The sequence below is a fragment of the Sphingomonas sp. RIT328 genome, from assembly GCF_000632225.1.
GTDB classification, from domain to species: domain Bacteria; phylum Pseudomonadota; class Alphaproteobacteria; order Sphingomonadales; family Sphingomonadaceae; genus Sphingomonas; species Sphingomonas kyungheensis.
In genome coordinates this window covers 12,918-33,273 of the sequence record NZ_JFYV01000032.1, presented here as the reverse complement: position 1 = coordinate 33,273, position 20,356 = coordinate 12,918, and the positions used below count along the sequence as shown (strand labels likewise).

The window sequence follows — 20,356 nt, the reverse complement described above, 5'->3', positions numbered from 1 at the left end:
CGCCCGCGCGCAGTGGCGGGCGCGGGGCCGCGGGCCCGCGGGCAGCGGGAGCGCCGCCCCCGGCAGAAAATATTGGACCCCCGGCGCCGGGGGGCCGCGGGCGGGCGCCGCGGCGCCCGCCGCGGTGAGGAACCAGCTCGACAGGCCGAGCAGCGCCACCGCAGCCGCGGCGACGGCCGCCGCAAGCAGCGCGGCGCGGCACAAGGCGTGCCGGTGGCGGCGGGTTTCGCGCGCCAGCAGCGCGGCGAAACCGCTCACGCGGCGTGCCCCAGCAGCACGATGCGGTCGGCGATCGCGGCGAGCCGGGGCGAATGGGTGGCGAGGATCGCGGTCCGGCCGGCACAGGCGCGGGCGAGCGCCGCGATCATCTCGGCCTCGGCGGCGGCATCGAGGTGCGCGCTCGGCTCGTCGAGCAGCAGCAGCGGCGCGTCCTTGAGTAGCTCGCGCGCGGCACCGGGCGCGGCGATGGCGATCGCCTCCGCGATCATGCCGGGGAGCAGCAGCGGCGTGGGGCCCGCCCAGGCCGCGGTGACGCCACCATCCGGCGGCAGCGCCGCCCCGTCGATGCGGATCGCACCCCCCGTCACCGGCGCGAGCCCGAGCAGCGCGCGCAGCAGGCTCGACTTACCGCTGCCCGACGGGCCGACCAGCGCCACCGTCTCCCCCGCCGCACCGGTGAGCGACAGGGCGTCGACCGCGGCACGGTCGCTCTCTGGATAGCGGATCGTCACCCGGTCGAAGGCGATGCAGGCCGCGACACCGATCCTCGCGCAGGCGACGGCGACGACGATCCTGACGGTGGCGGACGGTCGCGCCGGACTGCCCGCCGAGGATGCCGCGACCTATAGCTCCCGCCACGGCATCGCTGCGCGGATCGAGCCATGGCAATCCTCACAGGGGTGCACGGCGCAGACGCTGCTCGCCGCGATCGCCGCGCGCGCGCCCGACCTCGTCGTCATGGGCGGCTTCGGCCATTCCCGTCTCAAGGAGGCGCTGCTCGGCGGCGTGACCCGGACGATGCTCGACGAAAGCCCGGTGCCGGTCCTCTTCGCGCATTGACGCGCGCCAGGCGAGCAGCGCCTCGGGCGGCTCGACCGGGGCTATCCCCATCGGAACGCCAACCTCCATGGGGCGGGCGGGGCCAAGTTCGAATCGGCGGAGACGCTGCTGGCGGGGGAGACTCCATCGGCCTCCGTCGGGTTGCGCAAGTAACGTCCGGTTCCAATTGCCGGCAGGTCTACGATCACCCAAAATTGATCCGCGTTGCGAAGCTCTCCGGCGATTGACAAATGGCCGAGTCGGTATCATCATTCTGCGAGTCGAAGAGCTTGCATAGATCGCTCGTCGTAAGATCATTTGATATCGTATACCGTTGAGGCTCTCGGCTGTGCAGCAGGGAGGATAGCCGTGTCATTCATTGCTATGATCGCCGATATCCTGTGCGTGATCTGGCTCTTCGAGCTTGTGATCGTTATCCTGTCCGGACTGTATTCGTGGAGACGATCCCAATACATCGACAGGAAGAACATGCACGTCTGGTCTGCGCCGGAGAGCAGATCACGCGACCTTCGGCCAGTTAAACGATAATTCCACTCTCCGATCCGCGTCCAAGATCATCCTGCCGGCACGTATCGATCCATGAAAAGGATGGATTATGTCCGTGTTCATCGAATATGGAGAGTCGCCGCGGGTGTGGGTCGATGATGGCCACGTCTTTCTGGAGGCGAGCGACGGCCGCAGGGTCCGGATGAAGCCGGAGGTGGCGATCAAGCTCGGTCGATCGCTCGAGGCGTGCGGCACCAAATCGTTCATCAACAAGGTACTGGACGGCAACGCCGCGCCGACGGACTTTCCGGCGCCGAAGTAACGCCCCGGTCGATCCGCGCAAAAGCGCGACCTCGATCTGCCCCCTCCGACGACCTCGTCGAATGCCAGCAGTCGCCGCACCGGACCGACTTGCCCGCGCCGTCGACGCGCTCACCATCGATCCGTCGCCGCGCCGTCCGCGAAGGCGCAGCCCGATACCCGCAGAGCCATCGGACTGCGCCCCCCTGGAATGCCCGGCGGCCTTAGCTGCCCGGCATCCGAGCCAGTGATGCAAGAACCAGGGGTGGATCGGTGCGTTCGGCAAGGGCATCGGCCGGCAGATCCCGGACTCGGGTGTTGGCCCGCACCATATCGCGCATCTCCTCTTCGTCTTCCGCGAAGAACAGCTGCGCCTCGATTTGCCGTCCCGGCGCGATACCCGCCGGCAGGCTGGCGAGCCCGTTCAGTTTCGATACGGCGTTCAGCGCGGCTTGGTCGATCTGCCGATTGCCGGACTTGCGGCAGAACCAGACGCTCCGCAAACTTCCGTCCGCGTTCATAGTGAAGCGGACGTGCGCGAAGCCATACAGGCGTTCGGTCGGGCTCATCGCGACCGGATAGCGCATCGCATCGTTGATCCTGCGCGAAAGCTGCGCCGCCCAGAGCTGGGCGGTGGCCGGCGCGGTGACATGGATATCGGTGGGTCGCTTCTTCGCTTCGGCGACCGGGAACAGGACAGACATTATGACGATCGCTGTGAGGAACAGTCGTTTCATGTTTCGATCTCCCACTGCCAGGTGATCGGCCATCAGACACGTGCGTAAACCTGCGGGCGTTTGCCGCATGGTCGCTTTGGTCGATGAGGGAAACGTGGTCTGCGGTCGCGCTTCGACTCGCCGCGAAATTGTGCCGGAACGGGCCAAATGTCAAGATAAAGCGTGTGCGTTGAACCACTTGCCCGGTCGACGATCGTCCGCCGCGGCGGGCGTCGCCGGACGACGGACGGCAGCCATCGCGGGCGTGTCGCGTTACACGGTCATGACGAACGTTCCGGCCTCCCTGCACCTCGCGGCGATCGTCTCGCTGTCGCTGGCGGTGGCCTGCGCGATCACCATCGCGCTCGATGTCTGGCGGCACCCGCCCAAGATGGCGGTGATGGCGCTGGTCTGGCCGCTGACCGCGCTGTTCGGCAGCCTGGTGTGGCTGGCGATCTATTATCGCTGGGGACGCGCGACGCGGCAGGACGAGGACACGCCCTTCGCCGTCTCGGTGCTCAAGGGGGCGAGCCATTGCGGGGCCGGCTGCACGCTCGGTGACATCGTCGCCGAGGGACTCGCGCTCGCGGTGCCGGCGGTGGCGGTCTGGTTCGGCTATGGCACGCTGTTCGGCACGCGCATGGTCGCGCTCTGGATCCCCGACTTTCTGTTCGCCTTCCTGTTCGGCATCGGCTTTCAATATTGGAGCATCGTGCCGATGCGGCAGCTGTCGCCGGGCGAGGGCATCAGGGCCGCGCTCAAGGCGGACGTGCTGTCGATCGGCGCGTGGCAAATCGGCATGTACGGCGGCATGGCGTTGATCCAGTTCCTGTGGTTCGCGCCGCAGTTCGGCGGCCTCGCCCAACCCGGCCAGCCGGAGTTCTGGATGGCGATGCAAATCGCGATGCTCGCCGGTTTCTGCACAAGTTATCCGATGAACTGGCTGCTGGTGCGAAACGGCGTCAAGGAGGCGATGTAACGCGCGCGTCGATTATTCCGTCGCGGAGCCGGCATTTGCCGGCACGCCGCTGACGTTGCGAAATGTTAACCTTGGTTGACAGACGGCGACGCGGTCCCGAGGATAGCCGCACCCTGCCGTGGCTGCAAAGCGGCCGCTTTGATCCCGTCACCGGAGTCCTCCATGATCGTCATCATCGCGCTCGGCGTCTCGATCCTCGTCGCGGCATGGCTGACCTTCAGCCCGTTCGCGCGATCGGACGGCTGGCGCGCGACGGTGACGCCGCTCGCGTCGATCATCGGTTCGGGCTTCCTGATCTGCGGACCGTTGCTGGCGCGCGAGTTCGGCGGCGCGGCGCTCCTCGCGATGGCGGCGCTGCTGGCGATCGCTTATGCCGCCGGATGGGTGATCCGCTTCAACATCCGCCATGTCGAGGATCATCTGGCGACCGCCCCCTTCGCCGATCCGATCGCCTGGACGGCGCGCATCACCCAGGGCGTGCTCGCCCTCGCCTATGCGGTGTCGGTCGCTTATTACCTGAAGCTGCTGGCGGAATTCTCGCTCAAGCCGATCGCGGTCGATCCGGCCTGGCAACCGGTGATCGCCAATATCGTCGTCACGGTGCTGATCGCGGCGATGACCCTGTTCGCGCTCGGCGGCGATCTGCGCAAGGTCGAGCATGTCGCGCACGGCACGGTGTCGATCAAGATCGGCATCATCGCCGGCCTGCTGGTGGCGCTCGCCATCGCCTGGGTGACGGGCGGCGCGGTCCAGCCGCTGCCGCCGGCACGGGTGGGCTGGGCCAGCCTGCCGATGCTGCTCGGCCTGATCATCACGGTGCAGGGGTTCGAGACGTCGCGCTACCTCGGCCACGATTATCCCGCCGAGCTGCGGATCCGGACGATGCGCCATGCGCAATGGATCGCCTCCGCCATCTATCTCGCCTTCATCGCGCTGCTCACCCCCTTCCTGTCGCGCGCGGCGCAGACCGAGGGGGTGGCGGGGATCCTCGACATCATGCAGCTGATCGCCCCGGCGCTCGGCGCCTTCGTGCTCGCCGGCGCGGTATCGAGCCAGCTCAGCGCGGCGGTCGCCGATTCGATCGGCGCGGGCGGGCTGATCAACGAAGTGTCGCGACGCCGCGTGCCGGTGCCCTTGGCCTTCGCGCTCGCCGGTATGCTGGCGATCGGCGTCGTCTGGCTGACCGATCCGTTCCAGGTGGTGGCGCTGTCGTCGCGCGCCTTCGCCCTGTTCTACGCGCTGCAATGCGCGTTGGCGTTCGCGGTGGCGCGGCGCAACGGCGTCGGCGACTGGCGTCACCGCTGCGGCTTCGTCGCCATCGGCCTGATCTGCCTCACCGCGGTCGCGGTCGGCGCGCCGGCCGAAAGCTGACCCCCCTCCCGACGCGCATGCAGGATTCACAGTCGCCGATGACCTCCCCCACCCTTCCCGCCGACCGGCATGCGGCCGCGGGACAGCTTGGCCGCCTCGCGCTCTATCGCTGGTGGCGCACGTCGGTGGTCGGCCGCGTCGACCATGAGGCGGTGCTGGCGCGCGTCATCGAGGAGAGCGGCTGGAGCCCGCGCTTCGCCTTCATGACGATGATGTCGGCCGGCATCGCCGAACTGGGGCTGCTGCTGTCGTCGCCGGCGGTGGTGATCGGCGCGATGCTGATCTCGCCGCTGATGAACCCGATCCTCGGCTTCGGCTTCAGCCTCGCGCTGTTCGATTTCCGCGAGCTCAGGCGATCGCTCAAGGCGCTGGCGATCGGCTCGGCGGTGGCGATCGCGTTCACCGCGCTGCTCGTCCTCGCCTCGCCGCTGCAGGCGCCGACCGCCGAGATCGTCGCGCGGACGCGCCCCAATCTGTTCGACCTCGCCGTCGCGCTGTTCGCCGCGCTCGCCGGCACCTTCGCGATCATCCGCGGGCGCGGCGACACGATCGTCGGCGTCGCGATCGCGACCGCGCTGATGCCGCCGCTCGCGGTGGTCGGCTATGGCATCGCCACGCGCAACGCACCGGTCGGCATGGGCGCCTTCGCGCTGTTCGTGACCAACTTCATCACCATCGCGCTGTCGGCGACGGTGATGGCGCGCTTCTACGGCTTCGGCCATCACCTGTCGCGGCGCCAGGGCTGGATGCAGACCATCGTGCTGACCCTGGTCTTCATCGGCATGGCAATCCCGCTCGGCATCTCGCTCAACCGGATCGGCCGCGAGGCGCTGGCGACGTCGCAGACCCGCTCCTTGCTGTCGGAACGGTTCGGCGAGGCGGCGCGCGTGACCCAGCTCGACATCGACTTCACCGCCGAGCCGATCGTCGTGCGCGCGGTCGTCATCACCCCGCGCCGCGCGATGCAGAAGACCAGCGCGATCCAGGCGGCGCTGGCGACGGCGCTCGCGCGGCCGGTGCGCCTCAACCTCGACCAGATCCTGCTCGGTGCCGGGGCGGACGCGCTGGCGGCGCAGCGCGAGGAGCTGCGCCAGGCGGGCGAGGCGACCAACAGCGCCGCGCAGCGGGTGACCGATCTGGCGAACGGCATCGCGCTGATCACCGGCATCACCCCGGACGCGGTGACGATCGACCGCGACCATCATCGCGCGGTCGCGGCCGCCGCCCCGCTGCCCGGCGCGAGCGTCGCGACCTATCGCACGCTCGAACGGCGCGCGGCCGAGCAAAGCGATGACTGGGACGTCGCGATCGTCCCGCCGCAGGGGCCGCTGCCGCCGATCGCCTTCGCCGACGGCGCCGACACGCTCGATGCGGCGGCGAGCGACGCCGTCGCCACCTCGGCCTGGGCGGCGCACCGCTGGAACGTCTCGACGCTGACCGTGCCGGGCCTGCCCGCCGGCACGCCGCCCGAGGCGCCGACGCTCAGCCAGCGGCGCGCCCTCGCCGTCGCCGCGCTGTTGCGGCAGCAGGGCATTGCGGCGCAGCCCGCCCCCGCCGCGGGCCGGCAGTTCGCGTTGACGCCGGTGGCGGGGGGCGGCCGATGAGCGGCGATATCGGCCTCACCGACCTCGGCACGCTGCTCGTCGTCGCCTCGCTCGTCGCGATGGTGTCGCGGCGGATCGGGCTGCCCTATACGGCCGGTCTGGTGCTCGCCGGGATCGGCCTCGCCTATTCGCCGGTCGGCGCCGCGCTGCCGCTGTCGCGCGAGCTGATCTTCAACGTCTTCCTGCCGCCGCTGATCTTCGAGGCGGCGATGCAGCTGCGCTGGTCGCGCTTCCGCCGGGAGATGCCGCTGACCCTGGTGCTCGCCTTCTTCGGCGTCGCGGTCAGCGCGGCGGTGGTCGCGGGCGGCATGCACCTGCTGCTCGGCTGGAGCCTGCTCGGCGCGGCCTTCTTCGGCGTGCTGATCGCGGCGACCGATCCGGTCTCGGTGATCGCCGCCTTCAAGGAGATGAAGGCCGAGCCGCGGCTCAGCATGGTGGTCGAATCCGAAAGCCTGCTCAACGACGGCGTCGCCGCGGTCGGTTTCGCGATCCTCATCGGCATCGCCAACGGCGAGGCGCTGACCGCATCGGGCGCCGCGCTCGCGCTGCTGTGGACGGTCGCCGGCGGTCTGGTGATCGGCGCGGCGATCGGCATCGGCGTGCTGACCCTCGCCGGCCGGACGACGGACCATCTGGTCGAGGTGACGCTGACCACCGTGGTCGCCTGGGGATCGTTCCTGCTCGCCGAACATGTCCACGCCTCGGGCGTGTTCGCGGCGCTGGCGGCGGGGCTGATCGTCGGCAACGTCGGGCCGCGCGGTTCGATTTCGGTCGCGGGTCGTCAGCATGTGCAGGATTTCTGGGCCTATGCCGCCTTCCTCGCCAATTCCTGCCTGTTCCTGCTGATCGGCAGCCACGAGGCGCATCAGCCGATCGCGCTGGTCTCGCTGCCGCTGGTCGTCGCGATCGTCCTGACGCTGGTCGGCCGCGCGGCCGCGGTCTACCCGCTGGCGCTGCCGTTCGCCCGATCGGGGCTGCGGCTGCCCGCGACCTATCAGCATGTGCTGGTGTGGGGCGGATTGCGCGGCGCGGTCGGCCTCGCGCTGGCGCTGGCGGTGCCGGCGAGCGTCGCCGAGCGCGGCCAGATCGTCGTCGTCACCTTCGGCGTCGTCGCCTTCTCGATCTTCGCGCAGGGGCTGACGATGCCGCAGCTGCTGCGGCACTGGCGGTTGACCGGGTCGGACGAGGCGGAGCATTGACCGGCCGCGGCATCGCGCCGGCGACGGGCGACCGGCCGTGACGCCACGGCGGCGCGCGATCCGGCTGCCGACGCCGAAGCGCCGTCAGCGCTTCGGCAAGGCGTACGCCAGCGTATAGTCACCGTAGCGCGTTCCCAGCGCGCCATGGCCCCCCGCGGTGATCACGACATATTGCCGTCCGTCGCGCCCGCGATAGGTCATCGGCGTCGCCTGCGCGCCCGCCGGCAGCCGCGCCTTCCACACCACCTTGCCGCTATTGAGGTCGAAGGCGCGCAGATATTGGTCGGTGGTCGCGCCGATGAAGGCAAGGCCGCCCGCGGTGATGATCGAGCCGCCGAGATTGGGCACGCCGGTCTTGATCGGCACGCCGAGATGCGATCCGAACAGGCCGGTGTCGCGCGCCGTCCCCAGCACCTTGCGCCACACCACCTTGCGCGTGCCGAGATCGACCGCGGTGAGATGCCCCCAGGGCGGCGCGACGCAGGGCGCGCCGAAGATGCCGACCCAGGCCTTCACCACCGCGACATAGGGGGTGTTGTACTGCGTCTGGAGCTGCGCCTGCATGGCATTCTCGCCGCCCTGCTTCTGCTTCATCAGCGACGCGACGCGCGGATCGTCGCGGCGCATCAGCCAGAGCTTGAACGGCATCTCCATCGTGTTGACCGTCATGATGCCGCGCACCGGATCGACCGCCGCGCCGCCCCAGTCGGTGACGCCGTCGAAGGCGGGATGGCCGATGATCGGCTTCAGCCCCATGGGCTGATAGATGCCCGTGCCCTGCGCCCGCCGGATGTCGATCCGGCAGAAGAGCTGGTCGATCGGCGTCGCGCCCCAGGTGGCGACCTCGGTCGGCGCGGGCGGGGTGAAGCTCGGCATGCCGGTCGAGAAGGGCTGCGTCGGCGACACGCGCACGCCCGGCGTCGCGCCGTCGGTGCGCACCGGCCGTTCGGTGATCGCGGCGATCGGCGCGCCGGTCAGGCGGTTGAGGAAGAACACCTGCCCCATCTTGCTGGTCTGGATCAGCGCCGGGATCACCTGCCCATCGGGCGCGCGATAGTCGAACAGCGACGGGCCGATCGGCAGGTCCATGTCCCACATGTCGCGGTGGACGAGCTGCCGCGTCCAGCGCAGCTTGCCGGTCGCGACGTCGAGCGCGACGATCGACGAGCCGAAGCGATCGTCGAACGGCCGGCGATAGCCGATCCAGTAATCGGGCGAGGCATTGCCCGTGCCGAGATAGACGAGGCCGTTGGCGGCATCGGCGGTGATCGCGCCCCAGACGTTGGGCGTGCCGCGCGTATAGGTCTGCCCCGCGGGCAGCGGCGCGATCGCGTCCGGCGAGCGGCCGACGTCCCAGGCCCAGACCGGCGCGCCCGACACCGGATCATAGGCGCGCACCACGCCCGACGGAATGTCGCGGTTGACGTTGTCGATGATCCGCTCGCCGATGATCAGCCGGTTGTTGACGACGACCGGCGGCGTGGTGCCGATCTGATCCGAGGGCTTCGACGTCCCCATATTGGCGCGCAGGTCGATCGCGCCGCCCTGCGCGAAGCTCCGGCAGGGCCGCCCGCTGTCGGCGTCGAGCGCCACCAGCCGCGCGTTGAAGGTCGGCGCGAAGATGCGGTGCGGGCACGGCGTCCCCGCCGGCGCCTCGAAATAGGTGACGCCGCGGCAGACCAGATAATTGTTGCCGGCGATCGGCGCATCCTCGTGCCAGCTCCACTTGGTCTTGCCGGTGGTGGCGTCGATCGCCTGGACGAAGGAATGCGGCGTGCAGGTGTAGAGCGTGTCGCCGATATGGATCGGCGTCGCCTCGGAATGATATTCGCGCTTGTGCTCCTGCGTCTCTGCCGCCACCGGCAGATCGCCGGTGCGCTGCGTCCAGGCGAGCTCGAGCCGGCCGACGTTCTGCGGCGTGATATCGGCGAGCGCGGAATAGCGCCGGCCCGACAGCGTGCCACCATAATCGCGCCAGTCGCCGTCCGCCTCGCCGGTCGGGGCGGCGGGAAGGGTGGCGCCGCCCGCGCCCTGCGCCCCTGCCCCCGCGCCATGCAGCACGACCCCGCCGATGCCGAGCGCGAGCAGCATCGCGGTCGTCGCGGCCACCGCGCGCCGATCGGGCCGCCACGCCCGCGGGCGCCAGCCGGTGAGCAGCACCAGCACCAGCAGCACGGTCGGCGCGACCAGCCGCGGGACAAGCTGCAGGCCGTCCAGCCCGACTTCCCACACGGCCCAGATCAGCGTGCCGAGCCAGATCGCGCCGAACAGCCAGCGGCCCGACCGCGGCGCACGGCCGAGCAACGCGCCGCTGGCGATCATCGCCAGCCCGGCGACCAGATAATAGAGCGACCCGCCGAGCGAGGCGAGCACGCCACCGGCCACGGCGAAGAAACCGCCGAGAATGGCCAGGCACCACGCGAGCGCCAGTCTGTACAGCCGAGCCATGCCTTGCGTCCTTCCGCCCGTTTGGCGGTCAACGTCCGAACTTGGCAGAAGTTACGCGATGGCGACCCGGACCGTCCCAAGACACGGACATACGGCCCGCGCCCGCGTCAGGCACGTTCGATACGCCGTCGTGCCGGACGGCGACCGGGTAACAGGATGCTAAATTCTGGCCGCTACCGTCGCCGGCATGTTGTCGTCTCTCTCAGCACGGATCGCCGCGATCGGCCTCGTCGTCCTGATCGCCCTGGCCTCGCTGGCCGGTCTGCTCGTCGATGCGTCCCGGCAGACCAGCCAGAGCTTCGAATGGGCCGGCCATTCGGCCGAGGTGATCGAAACGACCGAGGCGGCGCTCGGCGATCTGCGCGAGGCGGAATCGGGCCAGCGCGGCTTCATCATCACGCGCAATCCCGCTTATGCCCGGTCGTTCGCCGAACGGGTGGAAAGCTCGGCGCGCAATATCGCGGTCGCGGTCCGGCAGACCGCCGACAACCCGCTGCAACATGCCAGGGCGCGCGAGATCGCGACGCTGATGGCGCAGCGCGCCGTCTTCCTGCGCCAGCCGCTGGTCCTCGCGCGGCGCGGCGATTTCGCCGGCGCGGTCGCCATCGTCGCCAGCGGGCGCGGGCGTGAGCTGATGGATGCGATCAGCGTCCGCGCCACCGGCTTCCTCGACGAGGAGCGCGCCTTGCAGACGAGCCGGCAGGATGCGGCGGACCGGCGGCTCGCCGGCGGGCGGCGGCTCGCGATCATCGGCGCGGTCGTCGTCGCGCTGCTCGTCGTCGCCAGCTTCGCGCTGCTGATCCGCGGCATCCGCCGGCCGCTGGCGACGATGATGCGTGCCATGACCGCCCTGGGCGGCGGCGAGCAGGACGCGCGTATCGAGGGGCGGATGGGGTCCGAGGAGTTCGACCGGCTGGCCCGCGGCTATAACGCGATGGCGGAGCGGCTGAGGACCGCCGTCGCCGACCGGGCGGACAGCGAGCGGCAGTTGCAGACCGCCAATGCCGAACTGCACCGCAACAGCGAGACGCTGCGCGAACGCGGCTCGGTGATCGAGCTGCTCGGCGGCATGTCGCACCGCATGCAGGCCGCCCGCACCGACGACGAACTGGCGCAGATCATCAAGGTCTTCGTGCCGCGCGTGCTGCCCAACCTGCCCGGCGCCCTCTACGCGCACAACAATTCGCGCAACTGCCTGGTGCCGATCGCTAGCTGGGGCGGCACCGCCGTCGCGGCCGAGGGCTTCGCGCCGGAACGCTGCTGGGCGTTGCGCCGCGGGCAGAGCCATTCCGTCGCCGAAGCGGGTCGCGACATCGTCTGCGGCCATGTCGGCGCGGACGAACTCTATCATTGCGAACCGCTGCTCGCGGGCGGTGAGGTGATCGGCGTGCTCTACCTGCAGGGCCGGATCGAGGACGAGAATCGCTTCCGCATGGCCGTGCTGACCGAGAATATCGCCTCGGCGCTGGTCAACCATCGCCTGCAGCGCTCGCTGCGCGAGCAGACGATCCGCGATCCGCTCACCGGCCTGTTCAACCGCCGCTACATGGAAGAGACGCTCAAGCTGGAGATCGCGCGCGCCGCCCGCGCCGGTACGCCGCTCAGCCTCGTCATGTGCGACATCGACCATTTCAAGCGGTTCAACGACGAATTCGGCCATGATGCCGGTGATGCGGTGTTGCAGCATGTCGCCGCGGAGATGCGCGGCCGCTTCCGCGACGGCGACGTCGTCTGCCGCTTCGGCGGCGAGGAATTCACCATCATCGCCCCCGGCACGACCGCCGATGCGCTGGCCGGCCGCGTCGAGATCGTCCGGCGCGCGATCGCCGAGCTGAGCGTCCGGCACGGCAGCCGCAGCCTCGGCTCGACCAGCATGTCGTTCGGCATCGCGACCTGGTCGGAGCCGATGGCGCGGGACGGCTCGACGCTGATCCAGGCCGCCGACGTCGCGCTCTACCAGTCCAAGCGCGAGGGCCGGAACCGCGCGACGATCAGCCTCGTCGCGGCCTGACGGCGGCGGGACGACCGCCATCGCGACGGACGCGTCGGGGTTCGCCCGCTATCGGCGGCGCTGCGCCAGCGTCCGCGCGATCTCCTGTTCGGTGGCGACATGCTCCTCGATGATGCAGCACAGGTGGAGGTCGGTGATCGCGCGATCGGACAGCACGCGCGCCTGCGCGGTGTTGAGCCCGTCGGATGCCTTGGCGACCATCTCGTCCCGGGTCGCGTGCGGATGCGGCGCATGCCAGGCATAGCTGCCGGTGGTCGCGACGACCTTGCCCGCGGCGTCGACGATCGATCCGACCGCATTGGTCGCCTTGCGGTTGACGACGTTCATGATCGCGCCCGCCTGCCCCTCGAAATCGAACTCGAGATAGCAGACCCCGATCGTCGTCCCCTCGAAACGGACGGGCGCGACGAAGATCAGCACCTTGCGGTCGTTCGACCAGGGGTTTTGCCAGATCTCGTCGGTCATCCATTCGACCGCGGCGGGTGCGGCCATCGCGCGCTGGAATTGCGGATAGCCGCTGAAATCGACGTCGCGCACCGCCGCATTGGCATGCGCACAGACCGCGACGCGGCCGTCGCTGTTGACGGCGAAGGCGTTGAGAAAATAGGGCGAACACCCCAGCAACGTGCGCAGCCGGTCGAGCGCGCGCGCCGCGACGCGCGGCGCGGCCGGGTCGACCAGCAGCGCCTCGACCAGCGAATAATCGGTCGCGAGCATGCGGATGTCGATCGAACGATCGTATAGCGTGCGGCCCAACGTATCCGCGATCGACTGGGCAAGGTCCGCCAGCCGCCCGCCCTCCATGTCGCTGGCCAGTTCGTCCGCCAGCGCGGTCCCCGTCGCGAGATAGCCGAGCACCTCGTCGCGGAAGCTCATCGCCGCGGTGCGCGCCGAGCCGGCGAGCGATTTCACCTCCTGCGCGACGATCGAGAAGCCACGGCCGGCCTCGCCCGCCCGCGCCGCCTCGATCGTCGCGTTGAGCGCGAGCAGGTTGGTGCGGCTGGCGATGTCTTCGGCCTGTTGGGCATGGGCCAGCACTTCGCCGCTGAGCGAATGAAGCAGGGAACGGATCCGGCGCGGCATCGATAGCTTTCGTGAACAGTTTGCCGCCGGTACCGCGTATTTACCATAACATCTAGGGCCGTATCGGGCTTTCTCAGCAATTTAGATTCAAGGCCTCGGCGTCGCGGGGGCGCACGGATGGCTGCATCGATCGTCTCAGGCGCGCCGTGTGGCGCCAGGTCGCTGATGGCGGCCGGTGCGCTATGCCGGCGTGACGGCGCTCGCGCTGCCGAACGTCGCGATGGCGATCATCGTCCGGTAAGGGGCGAGCCGTCGCCGCCACGATACAGCAGCCGGACCCGCGCCTCATGGCCCAGGCTGCGGTCCGACAGGGGCGGCTGGAACGCCGTCGCCCCGGACGACAGGAGAAGCCCCCGCCGGTCGACGGTGGCCGCGGCCGGCGGATGGTCGACCGGATAGGAGGAGCGGACATATCGGCTGGCACATCCCCCGGTCAGGTCGGACACGCCGATCATCGGCCAGGCGAGGACGGATGCCTGCGCCTTGCCCGTCGCGACGATCGTCTTGCGCAGATGATAACTTGTTTGCATAGGTGCACATACTTCGGAACAGTCGGGCAGCGCGGGCCATGCGCGCCGGTATCGACGCCAATGAGGGGATTGCATGATGGTGAAGGGTCGTAACCTGACCAAGGCGGCGCTTTCGGTGGCCATGTGCCTCGGGGCGGCAGGATCGATGGCGACATCCTCCCTGGCGCAGAGCGCGCAGGGGCATCCGCAATGGCCCGGCAAGGGCGACCTGTACGTCGGCACCAACTACCAGCCGGTCGATCGCTCGACGGCACAGATCCGGCAGGACATTGCGGTGATGAAGCAGGCGGGCTTCAACGTGGTGCGGATGGGCGATCTGTCGTGGGACGCGTTCGAGCCGCAGGAAGGCCAGTTCACCTTCGAGTGGTTCGACGCGATCCTCGATCAGATGCAGGCGGCGGGCATCCGCGTCGTGCTCGACATTCCCGGCGAGCCGGCGCCGACCTGGCTGCACAAACATTATCCCGGCGTCGACATCGTCGACCAGAACGGCACCCGGCTGAACGCCGCCACCCGGTACTGGGACAATATCAGCGATCCGGATTACCGCCGCCTGGCGAAACGCCTCGCCGACCGGATGCTGCAACGCTACGCCAAGCATCCGGCGGTGATCGCGATCGGCTATGACAATGAGATCGGCAACGGTCGCATGTCCTATTCCGCCGCGGATCGCGATCGGTTCGTCGCCTGGCTGCAGCAGCGCTACGGCACGATCGCGGCGCTGAACAAGGCGTGGGCGACGCAACGCTGGTCGCGGCGCATCAACGACTGGTCGGAGGTCGATCTCCCCTATGAGCGGGGGCCGGGGCCCAACGAACGCTATCTCGACCTGCGCCGCTATTGGTCGGACGACACCTTGGGTGCGCTCAAGGATCTGGAGGCGGTGCGCAAGCAACGCGCGCCTGATGTCCCGGTCCTGTCCAACCTCTGGCCTTATGCCGGCCAGAAGGGGTTCGACTTCCTGCGTTCGTGGGACGAGATCTCGACCTATGGCGCGCTCGGCTTCTATCCCGGCGATCCGGCCGATGCGGCGGTCGACGTGATGTTCAACCGCGCCGGCCATACGACGCCGGTCTGGTTCAACGAATTCACCGCGGGCGGGGGCGGCTATTACGGCACGCCGGGCCGGTCCCGCATGTGGGCCTATTTCGGCCTGCTCTATTATTCCCAGGCCTTCCTCGCCTGGACGTTCAATTCGCATCTCGGCGGCGAGGAGCAGGCGCTGTTCGGACTGATCGATCATGACGATCGGCCGCCCTGGAAGGTGGGCGAGTTCGCACGCATTGCCGCCGAGATGAAGACGCTGAAGACGCTGGGGTTCCCGCGCACGGGCCGGCCGGACGTGGCGGTCGCCTATTCCTATCAGACCAATTGGCTGGTCAATCCGCCGCCCGGTCCCAACACCATGCAGGAATATTACAAGGCCGATTACCGCAAGCAGGTCGGCAACGCCTATTTCCCGTTCTTCCGCGACAATATCGACGCGGCGACGATCGACGTCGGCCATGATCGGCTCGACACCTACAAGCTGATCGTGATGCCGACCGCCTATCTGGTCGATCGGCCGACCTCCGATGCGATCCGGGCCTATGTCAAGAATGGCGGCACCGTCGTGATGACCGGCTATTCGGCGAAAGTCGATGCGACGGGCAAGTGGTTCGACACGCCCCTGCCCGGCGGGCTGACCGACGTCTTCGGCCTGCGGACCAACGCCTTCTACCGCGCCGACACGCCGTTGACGGTGCAGTTCGGCACCGCGACGCTGACCGGCAGCGACCCCTATTATGAGGTGCTCGAACCGTCGACCGCACAGGTGCTCGCCCGCTTCACCAACACGGGCAATCCGTCCCCGGCGATCACCGTCAACCGTTATGGCAAGGGGCGGGCGATCTATCTCGCCACGGCGGCGCAGCCCGAATTCATCCAGCCGTTGATCCGCTCGCTCTACCCCTCGGTCGGGATCACGCCCGGGCCGGTGACGCCCGACGGCGTCTCCGCGCGGATCGTGGACGGCCGGACGCTCTATGTGAACACGACGGCCAAGCCGGCAAAGGTGACCATCAATGGCCGCCGGACCGACGCCCTCACCGGTCGCACCGCGACCGGCACGGTCGACCTCGAACCCTATGGCGTCGCGCTGATGCGCTAGCCTGGCGCCCGGCGGCATTTGACACTGCCGGACGGGCATCGCAAGGCGCGCTCCGGTCAGCATTGGGAGAGCGCATGCGCGACGGTCTGAAAGCGTCCTACGCCGCGCCGGCTGTCGAAAAGGCCTTCGAGATACTGGAGATGCTGCGCCGCCAACCCGGCGGCGCGCTGGTCAGCGAGATGGCGGTGCTGCTCGGCCGTTCGGTCGGCGAGTTGTTCCGCATCGTCGTGGTGCTGGAGAAGATGGGCTATCTGCAGAAATCCAGTGCCGACGACCGCTATTCCGTCTCGTATAAATTGCTGGACCTCGCCTTCCACGCCACGCCGGCGCAGGATGTCGTCGCGGCCGCGCGTCCGTTCATGCGGCAATTGGCGAGCGAGGCCGCCCAGTCGTGCCATCTCGTCGTCGTGAACGGCGCCAAGGGTCTGGTCATTCACCGCGAGGAGAATCCGGGCACGCGGGGCTTTTCGCTGCGGCTGGGCGCCGAGGTCGATCTGATGACGAGTTGCTCGGGACAGGTGCTGCTGGCCTTCACCACGGAAGACCAGCGCGCCAGTCTGCTGCATGCGATCGGCTATGAGGCCTATGCGTCGAACGTGGCCCGGCTGGCCGCGGTGCGCAAGCGGGGGTACGAGCAGCGCAAGAGCGCGATCACGGGCGGCGTGACCGATATCAGCTTTCCGATATGCGGCCGCGACGGGTTCGGGGCGGCGGCACTCACCATCCCGTTCCTGGGTCAGATCGGCGGATCGCAGGCGGCCGAGCTGATCGCGGCGCGCGCGCTGCTGAAGGAGGCGGCGGCAGCGACATCGATCGCGCTCGGTCACCGCCCCGTCTGAAACCGCGCCGGTTGCGATCGCCCGCGACGGTGCGGTCACGGCGTCGGTGCGCTCAGCCGGTCCGTTCCCCCGACAGGAAGCCCGCATGGGTCGGCATCGCCTCGGCTCCCCTCTGCATCAGCGCGCGCATCCGGCGGAGCGCTGCGCGGGCCTCCCCCGGCGGCGCCAGGTCGGCGTGTCGACCCGCTGCGTCTGCTTGTAATGCAGGATGACGAAGTCGCGCAACGCCTCGGTCTACGGCGGCATCGGCCGGCTGCGTCGTCGATCCGGCCGGCCTATCCTGTGCCGCCTGCGCCGCGACGGGTGCCCCCGCCAGCGCCACCGCGATCGCGAGCGCCGAACTGGCCACCATGATGTGATCGTTACCCCTCGTTGCCCTCTCCTGTCGCCCGCATGACGCGGATCGTTGCCCGACGGCGTATCATGAGTCTTCACATGTGAAAATAGATATTCGTATATGGTTGTAGATGGCCGCTGGCTCGCCGATGACCCTTGCGTCCAAGGCCAAGCCCTGCGATGACAGCAGAGGTCACATATGAAAATCAATTCTCATGAATGGCCGAGGCGAAATGGCGGGCCGGATAGGCTACCGTCTCATGCGTGCGCGGCGGATCGATAGCGGCCTTCGCAGCCGACAAGGGAGGATGACGAGGTGAAGATCAGCAAGCGCGAAATGCTCGGGGGCGTGGTGGGGACGACGGTGGCGGCTGCCGGCGCCGGCCGTGCCGTGGCCCAGGCGATGCCGGCCATCGCACCGGGGCCGTTCCAGCCGACGACGACATCGCTCAGCGCCTATGACACGCCCGCCTGGTTCCGCGATGCCAAGTTCGGCATCTGGGCGCATTGGGGACCGCAGGCGGTACCCGGCCAGGGCGACTGGTACGCCCGCTTCATGTATACGCCCGGCCACCCGCATTACGACCATCACGTCAAGACCTACGGCCACCCTTCGGAGAAGGGCTATAAGGACATCATTCCGCTGTGGACGGCGGACAAGTTCGACCCGGAGGCGCTGGTCGCGCGCTATCGCGCCGCGGGTGCGCGCTACATCGTCTCGATGGGCGTGCATCACGACAATTTCGATCTGTGGCGATCCCGGCATCATCGCTGGAATGCCACGGTGATGGGGCCGAAGCGCGACATCGTCGGCGAGTTGCAGGCGGCGGCCAAGCGTCACGGCTTGCGCTTCGGCGTGTCGGAACATCTGGGGGCGAGCTACACCTGGTGGTATCCCAACCATCTGTACGATCAGTTCTGGCCGAAACTGGGGGTCAGCTACGACGGCGCCGATCCCCGCTACGCCGATCTCTACCACGACAATCGCGACGAACCGTTCATCAACACGCCGGCGTCCTGGTATACCCGGAACGCGGCCTATCAGGCGCACTGGCTCAAGCGGATCCGCGATCTGATCGACAGCTACAAGCCCGATCTGCTCTATTCGGACGGCGGGTTGCCGTTCGGCGACATCGGGCGGCAGATGCTGGCGCATTACTATAACGGCGGCTCGAAGCGCGGCACCGTCGACGTCGTCTACACCTGCAAGAATCTCGGCTCGGGGGAATTCAGCGACGCCTGGTCGACGCAGGACGTCGAGCGCGGCGCGCTGACCGGGATCAACCCCAAGCCATGGCAGACCGACACTTCGAACGGCGACTGGTTCTACAAGCAGGACGACACCTACAAGACGGCGGCGCAGGTGATCGCGACGCTCGCCGATGTCGTCAGCAAGAACGGCAATCTGCTGCTCAACGTCGTGTTGCTCGGCGACGGCAGCCTTCCCCCGCAGTCCGAGCAATTGCTGGATGATCTTGCCGCGTGGATGACGGTCAACGGCGAGGCGATCCACGGCACGCGGCCCTGGACGCGGTTCGGCGAAGGGCCGACACAGGGGACCGAGGGCGCCTTTTCGGAAAAGGCCGATTATGTGGATGGCGACATCCGCTTCACCACGCGCGGCAAGACCCTCTATGCCATCACGCTGACCGAGCCCAAGACCCGCCTTGTCGTGACGGCGCTGCGCAGCGGGGCGGACGGTCGGTCCGACACCGTCCGCGCCGTGCGCCTGCTCGGCCACAAGGGGGCGCTTTCCTATCGTCAGACCGCGGAGGGTCTGGTCGTCGACCTGCCCGCCACCTTGCCGTCACGCCATGCCAGCGTGGTGGCGATGACGCTTGCCTGATCGGTCGCCCCACCATGACGCCACGGCGGCGGCGGCGGCGGCGGCGGCCTTGGCGCCTATGATCCGTCGGCCGATTCGGGGCTGGTGATGCAGGCGCAATATCGCGCGATCCAGACCGATTTCTATTCGACGCAGGGCGACCTGTCGGTGACGCGCAAGCTCGATACCGGCTTCGGCACGCACGACATCCGGGTCGGCAGCTACGGCTCGCTGTGGGGCCAGACGATGTTCACCGCCTATCAAAACTATCTGATCCAGGTGAAATCGCAGCCCCGCGTGCTCGACCTCGCCGCCTATGCGGCGAGCGGCGCGGTGCTGGGCTATGTCACCGACCATGGGTCGCTCAACGATGCGGTGTCGCTCAATGCCGGCAACGTCGATGGCCAGCTGATCGCGCTCTATGGCACCGACAGCTGGGACATCACCGACCGGCTGCGCCTCGACGCGGGCTTCCGCCACGAATGGTATAGCTACAGCGGCTATGACCGGCTGACCGGGGCGTATAATTTCGGCGATCCGACGACGCTGGCCGACAACAATACCCGCGGCTTCACGGGCGCGATCGGCACGCTGCGCCTCAAGCAGCAGGCGACCAACTGGACGGTCGGCGGCAATTACGATCTCAGCCGCCATATCGGCATGTATCTGCGCGCGTCGCAGCTCGACGTGCCGCAGAACACCACCATCGCCTTCACCTACCCCACCCCCGCGGTGGTTCCGACCAAGGCCAAGCTGTACGAGGCGGGCGTCAAGCTCGCTGCGGGTGGATCCTATCTGTACGTCACCGGCTTCTACACCAAGTTCGATCCGCTGAACGCCAGCTTCGCCGGCTTCAACCCGGCGACCGGCCGCGCCGATGTGACCACCACCTTCATCGGCACCGCCGAAACCAAGGGGATGGAGGCCGATGGTCGCCTGCGCCTGCCCGGCCCCTTCTCGCTCGCCGGGTCGGTGACCGTCCAGCACCCGCGCTACCTCAACTTCAGCAGCAACACCGGCCTCGACGGCAGCCGTGCCAACGGCAAGCAGATCGTCCGCGAGCCTAGGCTGTTCCTCAACGTGCGCCCGACCGCCGATGTCGCTTTCGGCGCCACCAAGGTCAGCCTCTACGGTCGCTACGATTATGTCGGCCGCCGCTACACCGACTTCTTCAATTCCACCGCGCTGCCGGCCTACGGGTCGTTCGGCCTCGGCGGGATCGTCTCGGATGGCGCCTGGCAGGTGCAGGTCGTCGGCGACAATATCACCAACGCGCACGGCTTTACCGAGGGCAATACGGCGGGCGACCGGTTCGGCCAGGGCGTGCCGACCGCGATCTTCGGCCGCCCCCTGTTCGGCCGCAACGTGCGGCTGATCGTCAGCCGCTCCTGGTGAGCCCGCACTGACCGTGATCGCGCCGG

At 68.6% G+C, this 20,356-nt stretch carries 16 protein-coding genes and 2 pseudogenes; 11 read left to right on the top strand and 7 right to left on the bottom strand.

Features of this window, described 5'->3' with window-relative positions:
* Positions 1 to 258 (bottom strand): annotated as a pseudogene (locus tag BW41_RS13800) (cysteine ABC transporter permease); the annotation flags it as partial.
* Positions 255 to 731 carry an ATP-binding cassette domain-containing protein gene (locus tag BW41_RS13795; protein WP_051583506.1) on the bottom strand — a complete coding sequence of 159 codons (477 nt, stop codon included), beginning with the start codon at positions 729 to 731 and terminating at the stop codon, positions 255 to 257. The pseudogene BW41_RS13800 and the gene BW41_RS13795, both read right to left, overlap by 4 nt.
* A gap of 13 nt (positions 732 to 744) precedes the next feature.
* Here BW41_RS13795 and BW41_RS13790 point away from each other — a divergent pair, with 13 nt between their 5' ends.
* Both BW41_RS13790 and BW41_RS13785 read left to right on the top strand, forming a co-directional pair.
* Entirely contained in the window at positions 745 to 1,059 is a 315-nt protein-coding gene (locus BW41_RS13790; protein ID WP_051583505.1) for a universal stress protein, read from the top strand.
* 595 nt (positions 1,060 to 1,654) lie between these two features.
* Entirely contained in the window at positions 1,655 to 1,867 is a 213-nt protein-coding gene (locus tag BW41_RS13785; RefSeq protein WP_037535087.1) for a hypothetical protein, read from the top strand.
* A gap of 202 nt (positions 1,868 to 2,069) precedes the next feature.
* Here the strand turns inward: BW41_RS13785 and BW41_RS13780 are convergent, their stop codons facing one another.
* Positions 2,070 to 2,582 carry an energy transducer TonB family protein gene (locus tag BW41_RS13780; RefSeq protein ID WP_161773134.1) on the bottom strand — a complete coding sequence of 171 codons (513 nt, stop codon included), beginning with the start codon at positions 2,580 to 2,582 and terminating at the stop codon, positions 2,070 to 2,072.
* A 262-nt stretch (positions 2,583 to 2,844) separates the two neighbouring features.
* Between BW41_RS13780 and BW41_RS13775 the strand changes: the two genes are divergently transcribed.
* From BW41_RS13775 to BW41_RS13760, 4 genes are all read left to right on the top strand, one after another.
* Positions 2,845 to 3,540 (top strand): DUF4396 domain-containing protein, encoded by a 696-nt coding sequence (locus tag BW41_RS13775; protein WP_037535085.1) that lies wholly within the window; start codon positions 2,845 to 2,847, stop codon positions 3,538 to 3,540.
* A gap of 162 nt (positions 3,541 to 3,702) precedes the next feature.
* On the top strand, positions 3,703 to 4,911 hold the full coding sequence (locus tag BW41_RS13770; protein WP_037535084.1) for a hypothetical protein: 1,209 nt from the start codon (positions 3,703 to 3,705) through the stop codon (positions 4,909 to 4,911).
* 38 nt (positions 4,912 to 4,949) lie between these two features.
* Entirely contained in the window at positions 4,950 to 6,515 is a 1,566-nt protein-coding gene (locus BW41_RS13765; RefSeq protein WP_037535083.1) for a DUF389 domain-containing protein, read from the top strand.
* Positions 6,512 to 7,714, top strand: a complete 1,203-nt coding sequence (locus tag BW41_RS13760) for a cation:proton antiporter (protein ID WP_037535082.1) — start codon at positions 6,512 to 6,514, stop codon at positions 7,712 to 7,714. Before BW41_RS13765 ends, BW41_RS13760 begins: the two co-directional genes overlap by 4 nt.
* A gap of 84 nt (positions 7,715 to 7,798) precedes the next feature.
* Here BW41_RS13760 and BW41_RS13755 read toward each other — a convergent pair whose 3' ends face one another.
* Positions 7,799 to 10,162 carry a membrane-bound PQQ-dependent dehydrogenase, glucose/quinate/shikimate family gene (locus tag BW41_RS13755; RefSeq protein WP_037535081.1) on the bottom strand — a complete coding sequence of 788 codons (2,364 nt, stop codon included), beginning with the start codon at positions 10,160 to 10,162 and terminating at the stop codon, positions 7,799 to 7,801.
* Positions 10,163 to 10,349: 187 nt separating this feature from the next.
* Here BW41_RS13755 and BW41_RS13750 point away from each other — a divergent pair, with 187 nt between their 5' ends.
* Positions 10,350 to 12,173 carry a diguanylate cyclase gene (locus BW41_RS13750; protein ID WP_081793099.1) on the top strand — a complete coding sequence of 608 codons (1,824 nt, stop codon included), beginning with the start codon at positions 10,350 to 10,352 and terminating at the stop codon, positions 12,171 to 12,173.
* A gap of 879 nt (positions 12,174 to 13,052) precedes the next feature.
* Here the strand turns inward: BW41_RS13750 and BW41_RS21880 are convergent.
* Positions 13,053 to 13,184 (bottom strand): annotated as a pseudogene (locus BW41_RS21880) (methyl-accepting chemotaxis protein); the annotation flags it as partial.
* A 299-nt stretch (positions 13,185 to 13,483) separates the two neighbouring features.
* Positions 13,484 to 13,786 (bottom strand): hypothetical protein, encoded by a 303-nt coding sequence (locus tag BW41_RS13740; RefSeq protein WP_037535079.1) that lies wholly within the window; start codon positions 13,784 to 13,786, stop codon positions 13,484 to 13,486.
* Between the two features lie 76 nt (positions 13,787 to 13,862).
* On the opposite strand from BW41_RS13740, the gene BW41_RS13735 reads away from it, so the two are divergent.
* Complete coding sequence (locus BW41_RS13735; protein ID WP_037535093.1) at positions 13,863 to 15,935, top strand: beta-galactosidase; 2,073 nt, start codon at positions 13,863 to 13,865, stop codon at positions 15,933 to 15,935.
* A 74-nt stretch (positions 15,936 to 16,009) separates the two neighbouring features.
* Complete coding sequence (locus BW41_RS13730) at positions 16,010 to 16,774, top strand: IclR family transcriptional regulator (protein ID WP_037535078.1); 765 nt, start codon at positions 16,010 to 16,012, stop codon at positions 16,772 to 16,774.
* A 52-nt stretch (positions 16,775 to 16,826) separates the two neighbouring features.
* Here BW41_RS13730 and BW41_RS21875 read toward each other — a convergent pair whose 3' ends face one another.
* The gene (locus BW41_RS21875) at positions 16,827 to 17,126 is read right to left on the bottom strand and encodes a hypothetical protein (protein ID WP_037535077.1); all 300 of its coding nucleotides are present in this window, start codon (positions 17,124 to 17,126) and stop codon (positions 16,827 to 16,829) included.
* 300 nt (positions 17,127 to 17,426) lie between these two features.
* Here BW41_RS21875 and BW41_RS13720 point away from each other — a divergent pair, with 300 nt between their 5' ends.
* Together BW41_RS13720 and BW41_RS13715 are read left to right on the top strand one after the other, a co-directional pair.
* A complete protein-coding gene (locus BW41_RS13720) occupies positions 17,427 to 18,956 on the top strand; it encodes an alpha-L-fucosidase (RefSeq protein ID WP_235199771.1) in 1,530 nt (509 codons plus the stop codon).
* 87 nt (positions 18,957 to 19,043) lie between these two features.
* Positions 19,044 to 20,330 carry a TonB-dependent receptor domain-containing protein gene (locus BW41_RS13715; RefSeq protein WP_235199770.1) on the top strand — a complete coding sequence of 429 codons (1,287 nt, stop codon included), beginning with the start codon at positions 19,044 to 19,046 and terminating at the stop codon, positions 20,328 to 20,330.
* Positions 20,331 to 20,356 lie beyond the last annotated feature (26 nt).